Annotated in this window: 16 protein-coding genes; 6 read left to right on the top strand and 10 right to left on the bottom strand. The window is 31.1% G+C overall.

Going from position 1 to position 14397, the window contains the following annotated elements:
• The first annotated feature begins 49 nt into the window (after window positions 1-49).
• Complete coding sequence (locus tag DK442_RS19870; RefSeq protein ID WP_109437635.1) at window positions 50-691, top strand: hypothetical protein; 642 nt, start codon at window positions 50-52, stop codon at window positions 689-691.
• 56 nt (window positions 692-747) lie between these two features.
• Here the strand turns inward: DK442_RS19870 and DK442_RS19865 are convergent, their stop codons facing one another.
• The 3 genes from DK442_RS19865 to epsC form a co-directional block, all read right to left on the bottom strand.
• Entirely contained in the window at window positions 748-2793 is a 2046-nt protein-coding gene (locus DK442_RS19865; protein ID WP_109437634.1) for an alginate lyase family protein, read from the bottom strand.
• A 171-nt stretch (window positions 2794-2964) separates the two neighbouring features.
• Window positions 2965-3849 (bottom strand): cysteine synthase CysM, encoded by an 885-nt coding sequence (gene cysM / locus DK442_RS19860; RefSeq protein WP_109437633.1) that lies wholly within the window; start codon window positions 3847-3849, stop codon window positions 2965-2967.
• Entirely contained in the window at window positions 3849-4640 is a 792-nt protein-coding gene (gene epsC, locus DK442_RS19855; protein WP_109437868.1) for a serine O-acetyltransferase EpsC, read from the bottom strand. The genes cysM and epsC overlap by 1 nt, the downstream gene beginning before the upstream one ends.
• Window positions 4641-4954: 314 nt before the next feature.
• Between epsC and DK442_RS19850 the strand changes: the two genes are divergently transcribed.
• From DK442_RS19850 to DK442_RS19835, 4 genes are all read left to right on the top strand, one after another.
• Window positions 4955-5374 carry a CBS domain-containing protein gene (locus tag DK442_RS19850; RefSeq protein ID WP_109437632.1) on the top strand — a complete coding sequence of 140 codons (420 nt, stop codon included), beginning with the start codon at window positions 4955-4957 and terminating at the stop codon, window positions 5372-5374.
• A 187-nt stretch (window positions 5375-5561) separates the two neighbouring features.
• The gene (locus DK442_RS19845; RefSeq protein ID WP_109437631.1) at window positions 5562-6242 is read left to right on the top strand and encodes a DUF2461 domain-containing protein; all 681 of its coding nucleotides are present in this window, start codon (window positions 5562-5564) and stop codon (window positions 6240-6242) included.
• A 93-nt stretch (window positions 6243-6335) separates the two neighbouring features.
• Complete coding sequence (gene gap, locus DK442_RS19840) at window positions 6336-7325, top strand: type I glyceraldehyde-3-phosphate dehydrogenase (protein WP_109437630.1); 990 nt, start codon at window positions 6336-6338, stop codon at window positions 7323-7325.
• 7 nt (window positions 7326-7332) lie between these two features.
• Window positions 7333-7683, top strand: coding sequence for a hypothetical protein (locus DK442_RS19835; RefSeq protein WP_109437629.1), 351 nt, complete (start codon window positions 7333-7335; stop codon window positions 7681-7683).
• Window positions 7684-7702: 19 nt separating this feature from the next.
• Here the strand turns inward: DK442_RS19835 and DK442_RS19830 are convergent, their stop codons facing one another.
• Both DK442_RS19830 and DK442_RS19825 read right to left on the bottom strand, forming a co-directional pair.
• Window positions 7703-8782 carry a sensor histidine kinase gene (locus DK442_RS19830; RefSeq protein WP_109437628.1) on the bottom strand — a complete coding sequence of 360 codons (1080 nt, stop codon included), beginning with the start codon at window positions 8780-8782 and terminating at the stop codon, window positions 7703-7705.
• Window positions 8766-9554 carry a LytTR family DNA-binding domain-containing protein gene (locus tag DK442_RS19825; protein WP_200825144.1) on the bottom strand — a complete coding sequence of 263 codons (789 nt, stop codon included), beginning with the start codon at window positions 9552-9554 and terminating at the stop codon, window positions 8766-8768. The genes DK442_RS19830 and DK442_RS19825 overlap by 17 nt, the downstream gene beginning before the upstream one ends.
• Before the next feature lie 219 nt (window positions 9555-9773).
• Here DK442_RS19825 and DK442_RS19820 point away from each other — a divergent pair, with 219 nt between their 5' ends.
• Complete coding sequence (locus DK442_RS19820; RefSeq protein WP_109437627.1) at window positions 9774-10907, top strand: T9SS type A sorting domain-containing protein; 1134 nt, start codon at window positions 9774-9776, stop codon at window positions 10905-10907.
• Between the two features lie 124 nt (window positions 10908-11031).
• Here DK442_RS19820 and DK442_RS19815 read toward each other — a convergent pair whose 3' ends face one another.
• The 5 genes from DK442_RS19815 to DK442_RS19795 all read right to left on the bottom strand — a co-directional run bounded on the left by DK442_RS19815 (window position 11032) and on the right by DK442_RS19795 (window position 14376).
• Window positions 11032-11784, bottom strand: a complete 753-nt coding sequence (locus tag DK442_RS19815; protein WP_109437626.1) for an SDR family NAD(P)-dependent oxidoreductase — start codon at window positions 11782-11784, stop codon at window positions 11032-11034.
• A gap of 41 nt (window positions 11785-11825) precedes the next feature.
• Window positions 11826-12122: a hypothetical protein gene (locus DK442_RS19810; RefSeq protein ID WP_109437625.1), complete on the bottom strand. Its 297-nt coding sequence runs from the start codon at window positions 12120-12122 to the stop codon at window positions 11826-11828.
• A 249-nt stretch (window positions 12123-12371) separates the two neighbouring features.
• Window positions 12372-13121, bottom strand: coding sequence for an SDR family NAD(P)-dependent oxidoreductase (locus DK442_RS19805; protein WP_109437624.1), 750 nt, complete (start codon window positions 13119-13121; stop codon window positions 12372-12374).
• A 65-nt stretch (window positions 13122-13186) separates the two neighbouring features.
• Window positions 13187-13768, bottom strand: a complete 582-nt coding sequence (locus DK442_RS19800) for a TetR/AcrR family transcriptional regulator (protein WP_109437623.1) — start codon at window positions 13766-13768, stop codon at window positions 13187-13189.
• A gap of 80 nt (window positions 13769-13848) precedes the next feature.
• Window positions 13849-14376, bottom strand: a complete 528-nt coding sequence (locus DK442_RS19795) for a GNAT family N-acetyltransferase (protein ID WP_109437622.1) — start codon at window positions 14374-14376, stop codon at window positions 13849-13851.
• Window positions 14377-14397 lie beyond the last annotated feature (21 nt).

Below are 14397 nucleotides of genomic sequence, written 5' to 3'. Positions count from 1 at the left end.
ATTAATGGACAATAAAATTAAGAAAAGTATCAAGTTAAATATATAAGGTATGTGGATATCGGTTAAGGAAAATCTAATAGAAGAACGTTTTTTTGAACTAAAAACAGGTAATTGTTCATCTGGTAATGTTGTTCTTCAGTTAATAAGACGAGATGCCAGAATTTCCTTTTTTCTTTTTCCAAAAAAGATAACAAATCTCATATGCCAAGATACCGGAAAACGGGTGAAAAAATCCCAATGGAGTACAGAAATAGTGAAGACAGCAGAAGAAATGAAAAGAAATCTAAAAGTTCCTTCATGGGGGTATTGGAGCTTTGGTATTATTGCTTTAACAATTCTTCTTGCTGTTCCTATTGGGTTTTATTTAGAAGTTAAAGATAGTATAGGTGCAACTAGATCCTTTATGACTGAAAATAACCAACAAAAAAAGTTTATTTTACAAACTTTGGATATTGGAGATTTAGTAGCTACTTCAGATAAAGTATATATAATCTCTGAAATGACAGATAAGCATGTGAAATTAATAGAAAGTGAAATTCCGGCAAAACCAGAAAATTATACAGAAGGCCTATCTAATGAAGAATATCCCGCAGCTTCTTTTACAGGAGAAGAAATTCAAGTATTACGAATAATATTTGTTACTGCAAGAGTATCCAATACAGATCAAATTCTTAATATTCTGGATAATTAAGTTGTAAAAAACAAATACCTTTTCTTTAATACTATAGAAGGATATGACTTTTTATTTCATTTTTTGATTAAAGCTGCTTTTGTACTATTGTAAAAAGGAATATTGACTTGATATTGATATTGTTTAGATTTTACTTCAATTTTAATTTGACTATTGTCTTCAGCTATTATTTTTGGTTTTAATAATTGGAGCTTATTTTTTGAAGGCTGAAGTATCCAAACTAATGTTTTGTTGGCTTTAATTGTAGTACTATATGAGGTTGCCGTATTAGGTTCAAACTGGTTATACATTGAGCTATACCATCCTTGGGGGCTAGGTTTTTCTCTTCCTTTAATTTGGGTAATTTTAAAATCCTGATACCCCACCGGAATTATTGCTAAATTTCCTTTTTCATGATTTGTTTTTACGATTTTATTTTCTTGTTCTACAATACATTCTGGATGCCAATGCCATAGGGTTTCGATTTCTCGCGGTCTATCAGTAATAATTTTATCTACTACAATCCAAAAATCACCACGAATATAAAAGATGGATCGATTATGTATTGCTTTGCCTTGGATATCATTAAAAACATTAAAAGCCCCTGTAGCGTAATCAAATTCGTCAGTGATTTTATAGGAAGCAGTATCCAATGGCTTTTCTGTAACCGAAGGACCTTCTCCTTGTCCTTTATGATCAATTAAAACGGTATTATGGCCAGCACTGCTTTGTGCGTAGGATCTAAATTTTTTTGCTACTTCTCCTTTATACGCAAATCTACCCGAATCTACAAGCAGATCACGCCCGTATGCAGATACCGAAATATGTAATTTATCATTATGTTGATGTGTAGCTCCCCATGGACCAACATCAAAAAAGGACCAATGTGCATCTTTATCAAATCCATTCCTTGATATCAACTGACCAGCCCACGGGAAAAAATATGATAAGGTAAAGGGAGCTAGTCCTGTCTTACCATTAGATGCTATATATTCCCAATCAGGACGGTCAAATTTTTTTGCACTTTTGAGAACATTATCTCTGTTGTACATTAAATCACCATCATTATTTAACCCACCAAAACCACTTGGACGTATAGATTTTGCGGTATAATCATACATTTTTTCTATTGTTCTTATTAGAGATGAAGGAACTTTTTTTCCTGCCAATTCACAAGTGTTTTTAAACTCTTCAAAGTTCATTAGAGCTACATAATGATAATGTGATGTTAATTCATTCTGTACTCCATCATCATAGACTTGATCTGCAATGCTTTGCGTTAATTTTTCTGTAGCATAAGACAACCACTCTTCAGATTTTTTATATTCTGGAAAACAAGTAGCGACTACAGAAAGTCCAGATAGCTCCATAGTCAACCAATTTCCACCTATGTGGTATTTGTGATTATAATCAGCATGATCAGACAAACTGCTTAATATTAGTAATTTTGTGACATCTAATAGATGTTCACTGTCTATTAAACTATAAAATATTCTAGGCCAGGATTTATTTCTAAAAGAAACTTCTAAACCACGCCATATTGCACCCCAAGTTTGTTTATTAGGATACGGTTGACTTTTTATAATAAAATCTCTTAAAAAAGAATCGATATAGATGACATATTTGGGATTACCGGTATCAAAATATGCGTTCAATACTTCATCGACTTGATGGTGCCTATTAGAAAGCCAAGCCCATTCAGCATCTTCATTTGGTCCTTTATAATACCAATCCCTATGACCATCTTTACCGTAGGGTACTTTTCCTTTAACATTCTGAATGGTAAAAATATTCTTTAATATAGTATCTGCCTGGGCTATAGTTTTATGTGTTTGTATAGGGAGTTTTTTTCGTAAATAATTTGAAGTATTTCCATTTTTATAATATAGAAGTAAGTACTCACAAGCCTTTATAAATTCGTTATTATCATATGCGTCCTTTACTTTTTCTAAACCAGGATAATTAAGGTTAATATGATCAAATATATGATGTAATATTTCGGGGTAATTGTCATTCAAATCTTTAATAGATAGAATCTCTTTCCAATTTTTTTGTGCAAGAGTATTGTCTGGAAAGAAAATAAAAACTAAAACGATTAAGATGTTTCTGATGATTATTACCATACTCTTATGTGTTTTAAATTCAGTTAAAAATTAAAAAGATAAGAATACTACTACTATAACTTATAGGTATTTTTCTATACGATATGATATAAAAAATGCTTAATACTGAGAAATATGGTAAAGGTATATTGTATTAAAGAGCTACTAGTAAGATAATAGTGAAAAAACTAGCTAATCAAACAAGTCAGAACTTAGATAACGATCTCCTCGATCACAAATAATAGCCACAATAACTCCGCTTTTTAAAGTTTTAGCAAGTTTAATCGCTGCAGTAACAGAACCACCACTGCTCATACCAGAGAATACACCTTCTTCTTTTGCAAGACGTTTAGCCATTTCTGTAGCTTCTTCCTGACTTACTTCAATTACCTGATCAACCTTATCGGGATTAAAGATTTTAGGAAGGTATTCTTTAGGCCATTTTCGTATTCCCGGAATTTTGGATTCATCTGTAGGTTGAACTCCCACAATTTGTATAGTTGTTGATTGTTCTTTTAAATATGTTGAAGTACCCATAATAGTCCCTGTAGTTCCCATAGAGGATACAAAGTGAGTGATTTTACCTTCGGTATCTTTCCAAATCTCTGGGCCAGTGGTTTTATAATGCGCTTTCCAATTATCGTCATTTGCGAACTGGTTAAGCATGATATATCCATCTTTATTCACTTTTTCTTCAGCATAGTCACGAGCTCCTTCAATGCCTATGTCAGCAGAAGTAAGTGTAACCTTAGCACCATAAGCTCTCATTGTTTGTACCCGTTCTTTGGTAGAGTTTTCGGGCATTACCAGTTCAATATCAAGTTTAAAGATTCCTGCAATCATAGCAAGCGCAATGCCTGTATTTCCACTGGTGGCTTCAATTAATTTTGTTTTTTGATCGATATCTCCTCGATCCAATGCTGATTTAATCATGTTATAAGCAGCACGATCTTTAACGCTGCCACCAGGATTGTGACCTTCTAGCTTTAAATATAATTCAACATTAGGATTATCAATTAAGGAAGTGGCCTTTACCAATGGAGTGTTTCCAATAAGGTCTAAAATACGATGTGACATTAAACAACTTTTTTGATCTTGATTTCTGCTGTGTTTGAGATAATTGAATTTTCGGGAACCGAAGATGTAATCCAGGCGTTACCACCAATAGTACTGTTAGCTCCAATAATCGTATTACCTCCTAATATGGTTGCGTTTGCATAAATGGTAACATTATTTTCTACAGTTGGGTGCCGTTTTACATTACGAAGTTTTCTATCCACATAAAGTCCACCAAGAGTAACTCCTTGATATATTTTTACATTATCCTTTATAATTACAGTTTCTCCAATAACAATACCTGTAGCGTGATCAATAAAGAACGATTCTCCAATTTCTGCACCAGGATTAATGTCAGTACCGGTTAATCGATGAGAATATTCTGTCATTAATCGAGGGACCAGGGGTAGACCAAATTTTAATAGCTCATGGCTTAATCTATAAATTGCAATAGCATAAAATCCAGGATACGCCATATAAATTTCTTCGATAGAATTAGCAGCTGGATCACTTTTCATAAAAGCTTGAGCATCAAGATTCAATTTTTCTAATATCTTAGGTAATTTTTCTAGATAAGATTGCCACAACTTACTACATGGTCTTTCTGTTTCCCAGCAAGCAAGATCAACGAGTTCTTCAAATGTTTGTTCGAGTAGGTCGATATTTTTAGCAACTTCAGTATCGGTATCAAACAAAGTATAGAAAAGTAAATTTGTAAAATATTCTGTTCTTTCTTTTAGTTTTAGCTTTAAATTTGGGTTCTTTTTTTGTTCTTCGATCTTTGCTATAATCTGATCTCTTTCTTTGGTCATCATAGTTCTTTTAAAAACTCTAGTAAATATATAGAATAAAGAATAACATGAGTCCTTATAAGTTGTAAATCCTTACATTTTTCAGATAATTATAACAATACGTGGTTTAAATTTGTATTTATCCATAAAAATAGGTTAAAAAACAAGAAGAATCTGTAAAGCAAATACGCTTTTATAAAAACTTAAAAAAAGAAATATCTTCAGTTTAAAAATTTTTCTTGACGTGTTCCTTTTCCTTTTATTTCAACTGATATTTATCATAATTTTTTTGAAAATATGATCCTAAATTTGATTGTAAATTTAAACTGATTACAATGAAAAAAAGAACTCCCATTTCCAAAATAATGACTTCTGATGTTATTACATTAAACAGCACTAATGGTTTAGAAACAGCAGAAATGTTGTTTAAGAAAAATAAAATTCGCCATATCCCTGTAGTTAAAGGGGATGCTGTTGTAGGGATATTAAGCTATACAGATTTACTTCGTATAAGTTTTGTAGATACGGTTAATGAATTTGAACATGAAGTAGATACTGTCGTTTATAAAATGTTCACTATTGAACAAGTAATGGCAAAAAATCTTGTAAGTGTAAATTCTGACACGACAATTAAGGAAGTAGCAGAAATATTATCTGAAAGAGAATTTCATGCATTACCAGTTATTGATAATGACAAATTAGTGGGAATTGTGACTACTACCGATTTAATAAACTATTTATTAGATCAATTTTAGATACTTAAAATTTTATGTTTATAATAATGATACTAGTAAGTATGTAGTGTGAACTATACTTTTTCTTTTATTGATGTTTTACTTACGGGTTGTAAAGAAGGGAAATGATGGTACACATTCCATAAATTTTAGTTAAACTTCAATTCAGAAGATAGATTTTAGTAATTTTAAGTTTCAAAATTAGTATATGAGTACCATACCAAAATCGTCATTTGAGTTTTTAAAAAATCTAAAGAAAAACAATCATAAAGATTGGATGACCGAGAACAAGAAAGAATACCAACGTAATGAAAAATTACTAAAAATATTTTATGCCGAGGTTGCGGAGAGATTAAATGAAAAAGATGAAATTGAAAAAACTAAGGTTTTTAGAATCAATCGAGACATTCGTTTTAGTAAAGATAAAACACCATATAACGTACATCGTAGTGTAAGTTTTAGTAGATCGGGAGCACATAGGAGAGGAGGTTATTATCTGCGATTAGAGCCAGGTAATTCTTTGATGGCAGGTGGTTTTTTTGGCCCTCAACCTGCTGATTTGTTAAGAATTCGAAAAGAATTTGAAATGGATGATCAGGAAATTAGAGACATATTATCCAAACCAGATTTCAAAAAAGCATTTGGAGGTTTTAATGAGGAATATCAGGTTAAAACTGCTCCCAAAGGATTTAGTAAAGATCATCCTGCTATTGATCTGATTAAGAACAAATCTTTTTTCGTTCAACATAGTTTTACAGATGATGAAGTGTTTGCATCTGATTTTATGGACAAAGTTGTATTTCATTATGAATTATTAAGGCCTTATTTTGATTATATGAGCGATGTGCTTACAACAGACCTTAACGGGGTTTCTTTATTAGATGATTAACAACTATAAATAGATACTCTTAAAACGTAATTTTCGTTCATTTATCGCGACCATTATGTAGTAATTATCACACATTATAAATCAACAAAAAATATGAAGAGAATAGCAATTAATGGATTCGGAAGAATAGGTCGTGCAGCCTTAAAAGTAATTATGGAAGAGCCAAATTTACAGGTTGTAGCTGTAAATGATCTGATGTCTATAGAGAATGCACAATATTTACTAAAATATGATAGTGTTTATGGGATTTATGATAAAGAAGTCAGTGTTCATGATAATCATTTAGATGTTGATGGACAAAAAATATTATATTTTAACCAAAGGGATCCAGAGCAATTACCCTGGAAGGAAAATAACATCGATATTGTAATAGAAAGTACAGGGTTCTTTACTAACCGGGAAGATGCTGAGAAACATATTCTTGCTGGAGCTACTAATGTTGTGATATCTGGACCAACAAAGAGTAAAGATACCCCTACTGTAGTTCATGGAGTAAATACCGAAGATGGAAAAACAGCAATATTTTCTTGTGCAAGTTGTACTACTAATAATATAAGTCCGGTTGTAGAGATTTTAGGACGTACCATTGGAGTTAAAAAGGCAATTCTGAATACCATTCATGCATATACAGCTTCTCAAACCTTAGTCGATGCGCCCTCAAAAAAGAACCCAAGAATGGGTAGAGCAGGTGCTATTAATCTTACTCCAACATCTACTGGAGCAGCCATAGCAACAACAAAAGCATTGCCACAATATGAAGGGAAATTTGACGGAGTAGCGATAAGAACTCCGGTTCCTGTAGGATCAGTTAGTGATGTTACTTTTGTTGCCGAGAGAAATACCAGTGCAGAAGAGATTAATGAAATCCTTCAAAAAGAAGCAAAAACAGATAGATACCTTAAAGTACTGGACGTTACTTATGAGCCTATCGTTTCTTCTGATATTCAACAAAACCCATATGCAGCTACTGTAGATGCTTCTATGACTAGGGTAGTCGATGGGGACCTTGTGAAAATAATGATATGGTATGATAATGAATGGGGATTTACAAATCAAATGATTCGACAAATATTAGAATTGTAATGTATCAATGATTCCTTATGATTTTATATTAGAAGCTTTATATCCACTTCAATTAAAACATCATAAAATGTTTGGAGTGGATGCTTTTTATTATGGAGAAAAGATTGTTTTTGCTTTATGTGAAAAAGAAGAAAATCGTCATGATAATGGTGTGTGGATCGCTACCAAAATGAAGTATCACGAAGAGTTAAGGAAGCATATAAAAGATGTCAGGATTATAAAAAATTTCGGACCTAAAACATGGATGCTATTACCCGCGGATTCTGATTATTTTGAAGAAGGATGTAATCTAATAGCAGAACTTATTAAATCAAATAGTTCGCTTATAGGTAATGTTCCAAAACCTAAAAATAAATGAGATACTAAGAAGTTTTGTTTTATACGATTGGAAGCGTTATAATGGTTTCTACACCTTTATTATTAGGAATAGAAGAAAGTATAAAATCAAAATTAGTATCGTATAGTGTCTGCAGGCGATCTTTTATATTTTTTAAACCCATACCATTTGTAGGTTTTTGCAAATCTAGAGCTTTTCCATTATTTACTATATGAAGCCTAAGGGAGTTTTCCCTTTTGCTTATGTTTAATTGTACCTTAAGATTTGTTACATCATATGAGTATCCATGTTTCAATGAATTTTCTATAATAGGTTGAATGATCATTGTTGGAATGAGTACATTTTCAATTTCTTTTTCAATAGAAATATCGATAGATAAATGATCAGAAAATCTAATCTTCATGATATCTAGATATTTATTAAGTATGGTTAGTTCTTTATCAACAGTAATAAGGTTTTCATCTTTTAGAATTAATAGTTCTCGCAATAAGTCCCCTAAGTACATAATCATATCTTGAGCTTTCTTTTGATCTTCTTTTATAAGTGCAGAAATACTATTAAGCGTATTGAATAAAAAATGAGGGTTTAACTGAGATTTTAGAGCTTCCATTTTCATGGTTAGAAGTTGTTGAGATAAGTATGCTTTCTGTAACTCCATTTTTGTACTTCTATTAATGTAGTAATAAGAATAAATAATACTCACAAACCCAACGTAACCTAAGAAATCACGACTTGAAAAATATATTAAGTTATAAATTATTTTATCTCCCGAAAAAGAGGTAATATCTGCTTTGGAAATCGCTATATATATTTCTCCAAACAAAGAGATAAAAAAACCATATATCCAAGACATCATAAAATGTATTATTATGATATATGACCATTTATAGTTGTAGCCTATCATAATTTTGGTTAGGAAAAGAATTAAGCAGACTATAGGGGCGACAATAAATATTGCACCAGTTAACTCTCTAATAATTATGGTAAGTAATTCAATATTTTTAAAACTTTTTTCTTCATAAAACCAAAATAAGATCACTCTTAATATAATGACTATCTTATAAGCAATAACATAGCCCATAAGGATGAAGAATAACTTTTTATCAATGTAATTTTTCATTTTTTACTCCCATTTTTACTAAAAAGTGATTTTTATGACCTTTACTAACTCTAAATTGATGATTGTCTTTCATTTTTACATCAATTGTTCCATAAGCCGAATTTATAAGTTCTTTTGTATAGTCAATATTCACAATGGTAGATCTGTGAATTCGTATAAAAGTATTAGAGTCTAGTTGCTTTAGTAAGTTTTGCATCGATTCTCTTAGCAAATATTTTCTTTCTTGTGTATAAATTTCTACATAGTAGTTAGAAGCAGTAATATACAAGATAGATTCAGTATCAATAAATGTCGTTTTATTTCTAAGTGGAATCGGTATTCTTTTATTTAATGAAGAGATATTGTTGTCATCATTTTTGATATAATTAAGTAAATCACCTACTTTTTCCTGAAGCAATAGGTTTTCTTTTTTATTGAAAATTTCTAAAGCTTTTTTTACTGAAATATAAAAACGCTCTTCATTAAATGGTTTTAATAAATAATCAAAGGCAAAAAAATTAAATGCTTTTAATGCATAGGATTCAAAAGCAGTTACAAATATTACAACAGGCGTTTTTACAGAAATTCTTTCAAGAATATCAAACCCTGTCATATCTTTTAATTTAATATCTAGAAATATAAGATCCGGATTTAATTCATTAATCAGATAAATAGCTTCTCGCCCCGTTTTACAATGGCCTATTACTTCAATTTCAGAAATTGAGATTAGTAGATTTGATATTAATTTCCTCGCAAGAGGTTCATCATCAATTATCAATGCCGAAATTTTCATTATATGTTGTTGATATGGTTACAAGATTATTGAACAATGTAGTTAAAATTAATTTGTTAATTTTTTGATAATTCCATTCACATCAAAATAAAAGCTATTCACTTCAAAAAAAGGAAGGTAGACTTCATTACAAAGAAAGCATTGTCCAAAAAAGATAATTTTAAACGAAATAATTACGATAAGTCAGTAAGTTTTAATTCACTCAAAAACCATCATAAAATGAGGAAATTCTATTTTTTTATATTCATTATTTTATCTTTCACAACCTATGGCCAAAATGTAACTACGATTTTAAACTCTCCCGAAGTAGATATTGATGATGCGTTGGCTCTTGATTCTAAAGGGAATTTATATGGATCTAATTTTGTAGGGAATACAGTATATAAAATAACACCAAAAGGAAAAGTAAGTACTTTTGTAACCGGATTACAGAATCCCAATGGTTTAGCTTTTGACTCTTGGGATAATCTATTTGTTGCAGAGTATGGGGGTAGAACAATTAGGAAATATGATACTAACGGAAGTCTTGTGAAAAGTTTTCCATTAGATAGCGGAATTCCATCAGGAATGATCAAATCATTATATCGCAATACTATAATTTATACAGATGTACAAGACAATGGTATTAAAGAATTATTTCCAGATGGTACGATTAAGGTACTTTATCAAGGAGTACCTCTTGATTCGCCTGTAGGGTTGGCTTTTGATCGAAGAGGAGCTCTTTATATAGGTAATTTTAATAATCGAGAGATTTATAAATTATCTTCAAGAAAAAAAGAATTAGAATATGTAGCTACGGTCCCTGATTCTGGAACAGATTTTCCTTTTCTAGCTTTTCTTGCATATGCAAATGGCTCTCTTTTTGGGACTAATTATGGAGAGCATAAAATCTATAAAATTAACCCCAGAGCGATTGATGATGTAGAGATATATGCAGGTAGTTCTAATGGCAATGCAGATGGTAATATTTCTGAAGCTACATTTTCTTATCCTGCAGGAATTATTTCAAATAGATCAGGAAGTGAATTGTATGTTTCTGAGTTTAGTGGATTAGGAAATGTAAGAAAAATATCCAGAAGAAAGAGAAGATGTGATTTTTATATAGGACTTAAAGCTTATCCAAATCCTGTTTCTGAAATATTGAATGTGGCGATTGACTCAAAGGAAAAAGGAACCTTTAAGATTAAAATATATGATCTATTTGGTAGAAAACTTGTTTTTCAAAGTGAAGAGACAAATGAAACTGAAGATATTTTAAAAACAATTAAGGTTGAAGGTTGGAAAAGAGGTTTTTACAAACTAGAAGTTTCTAAAGGAAGCTGTAAACGTTATAAGCTAATCATCGTAAGATAAGTTAATAGTAGTTCGATAATTGTGGTATTATCCAAACACACTATCAATATTGTAAACTAACATAAAAAGCTTTAAAGATATATTTACTCTAAAGCTTTTTATGTTAGTTTATAAATTATTTTTTTTAAATCTGACTCATTCCACCATCAACTTCTAATTCTATACCATTGATATAAGAAGCATCGTCGGAAACTAGAAATAATGCTGATTTGGCTATTTCTTCTGGTGTGCCAAAACGACCTAATGGTACTCGTTGGGCAAAACCTTTACCCATTTCTTCGGTAATATCTTTTGGTAATCCCATTTTTGTAAAAATATCTGTAGCAATTGGACCTGGAGCAATAGAATTTACTCTTATTTTTCGGGACTTAACTTCTGATGTTAATACTCTTTGATAGGCACGTAATGCACCTTTGGTTGCAGAGTATATTCCGAGGCCATCAAAACCTCGCTGTGTAACTACAGAGTTATTAAATAAAATCGTTCCTGCATCATTTATATGCGGCAAGGCTTCTTTTATAGCTAGTATTGGCCCTTTTACATTGATATTAAATATCTCATCATAGTGCTTTTCTGTAATTTCATCAGTTGGAGTAGGTTTTAAAACAACTCCGGCATTAAGAAATAAAATATCAATGTTACCGTATGTATTGATTGCTTCCCTGATTAATCTTTTGTTATCTTCTGCTATAGATACATCTGCAGTAACAGTAATGAAATCTCCTGTAAGAGAAGCTGCTACTTCATCTAAGGCTTCCTTACGCCTTCCAGAAAGCACTACCTTGGCACCTTCTTTTAAATATAGTTTGGCTGTTGCTAGTCCGATTCCACTATTTGCACCTGTAATGATGGCTACTTTGTTGTGTAATTTTTTCATTCTATTGTTTTTAATTATAAATTTTGTTAATCGTAATTATTTCAGTTATAACAATCAAATAGAGTTGTTTTTATAGAGTTTAAGTTTGTGTTTAAAAAAATAGGAGTGTAATTGATTATTACATTTAGAATTATTTGTCTACCTGTTTTTTTGGGATTATCAATTGTATATGTGCTCAAAAAAAAAGTAATGAACTTATCCTTTTTTTTCTGATCTTCAGATTTATGACCGGTATAAGCATTAATTTGATTTGTTTCAGAAGAAACTATTAATTCGAAGAAATTTTGTGATAGTTCTATTAACGAATACCACTTGTGATTATCATTTTCTTTTCCCATAGTATACTTTCAATAAGTTATATGCCAAATGGGAGGAGTTTGGAAATTTGATAAAGAATTCGTAAAAATTATGTAAATAATAAATTTTAAAGATTGTAATATACAAATAATGTATTTTTTATACAAAAATCTATTATGATGAGTTTTTATTAGCTATCGCATACTAGTAGAGATAAAGTGATGATTTAGAAATAGAAAAAGCTGATTATTCTTATAATCAGCTTTTTCTATTTCTAAATCATTTATTTCTTAAATCTGACTTAATCCACCATCTATTTCTAATTCTACACCATTAATATATGATGCATCTTCTGAGGCTAAAAACAATGCAGATTTTGCAATTTCTTCAGAAGTCCCAAAGCGACCTAGGGGTACTTGTTGTGCAAACCCTTTACCCATTTCTTCCACTACATCCTGGGGTAATCCCATTTTATCGTATATAGGAGTTGCAATAGGTCCCGGAGCGATAGAATTTACTCTAATACCTCTTGATTTCACTTCAGAGGTTAAAACACGTTGATATGCACGCAATGCCCCTTTGGTTGCAGAATATACTCCTAATCCATCAAAACCTTTCTGGGTAACAACAGAATTGGTAAAAAGAATAGTTCCCCCGTCAGTGATATGTGGCAATGCTTCTTTTGTCGCCAGGATAGGACCTTTTACATTTGTGTTAAATAAAGTGTCATAATGTTCTTCGGTTATTTCGTTTGTTGGAGTAGGAGGAGCAATACCTGCATTAAGAAAGAGGATGTCAATTTTACCATATTTTGCAGTTGATTCTTCGATTAATCTTTTGTTATCCTCTGCTTTAGATACATCTGCTTTTATTGTAATGAAATCCCCTTCTAATTCTGCTGAGACTTCATCCAGAGCTTCTTGACGTCTTCCTGAAATGACTACTTTGGCACCTTCCTGTAAATAAAGTTTAGCGGTTGCCAATCCTATTCCGCTATTAGCGCCGGTAATAACGGCTACTTTGTCTTGTAATTTTTTCATTTTATTATTTTATGTTAAGATGTTTTATTTGAAACAATCGTTTCAAATCGATTAAAAAAAATATATTAATAAAGTACTTTAACTAAGTTTTGTATTAAATTTCTAAGGTCTTCTTCATTTTTATTCAATATTCCTGTCATTCGCAATCCTTGTATGGATGAAAATAGATAAAGCGCATATTGACTTGCAGTTTGATCTTGATTAAAAATTTTCTCCATTTGTCCGTTGTATACAATATCCTCAAGCATAGCAATCATTCTATCTTGATTTTTTTCCATGAACGAATTGATTAAAGGTTCCTGATTTGTCATTTCCGATTTACAATTTACTATCAGGCATCCTTTTTTATCATCATCAATCAATATTTCATCAAGATACATTTCAAAAATTGCATTTATCATATCAGATGCATTATGAGCGTGAATAAGTCTACTATCCATTTGTCCACCAACACTGGATTGATAATAAGAAAGAACTTCTAAGAACATACTTAATTTACTACCAAAAGAATTATAGATACTAGACCGGTTTAAAGCAGTTGCATCCACCAAATCTTGCATAGAAGTACCATTGTATCCCTTGATATGAAATACTTCTGTGGCTCTTTGTAAAACCTGGTTTCTGTCAAATGTTTCTACTTTTGGCATTTTTAATTGAAATGATCATTTCAAAATTACGTTATATTTGGATTCAATATTGTTATTAAAATCATAATTTTTAAAAATTATTAGATTTCTAATTTCATAATGATATCCGTTTGGATTTCTGTTCCAAGCATAAATTCATGACTATCAATGGTTTTGAATCCGTTTCTTTCATAGAATCTAATAGCTCCGGGATTCTGATCCCAAACACCTAACCAAACATAATCTGCATTTTTTTCCTTAGCAATACGTATTGATTCATTTACTAATGATTGTCCAATCTTTCTACCTTGATATCTATTTAAGACATAAATTCTTTCTATTTCGAGCGGATTACCCTGCATAGGCTCAGTTTGGGCATCTCCCATATTTAGTTTAATGTATCCAGTTATTATATTATCTAACATGGCAAAATAGAAAAATGAATTATAGTGTTGAAGTTCCTTCGTAATTTGCTCCAGGGTAAATTTTTCATTTAGATAGCTTTGGATATTTTCCTCAGTATTGGCTGGTGGACCAAAGGCATCATAAAAGGTTTGTCTTCCAATTTTGGTCAATTTTTCACTATCTGTAAGGGATATTTTTACCAGACGTATTTCTTGAGAAATCATAAGTATAGTATTCTCAACTAA

The organism is Aquimarina sp. AU119 (assembly GCF_900312735.1).
Taxonomy (GTDB): domain Bacteria; phylum Bacteroidota; class Bacteroidia; order Flavobacteriales; family Flavobacteriaceae; genus Aquimarina; species Aquimarina algiphila.
Note: the sequence above shows the minus strand (reverse complement) of the source record. Positions and strands in the feature narration are given on the sequence as shown.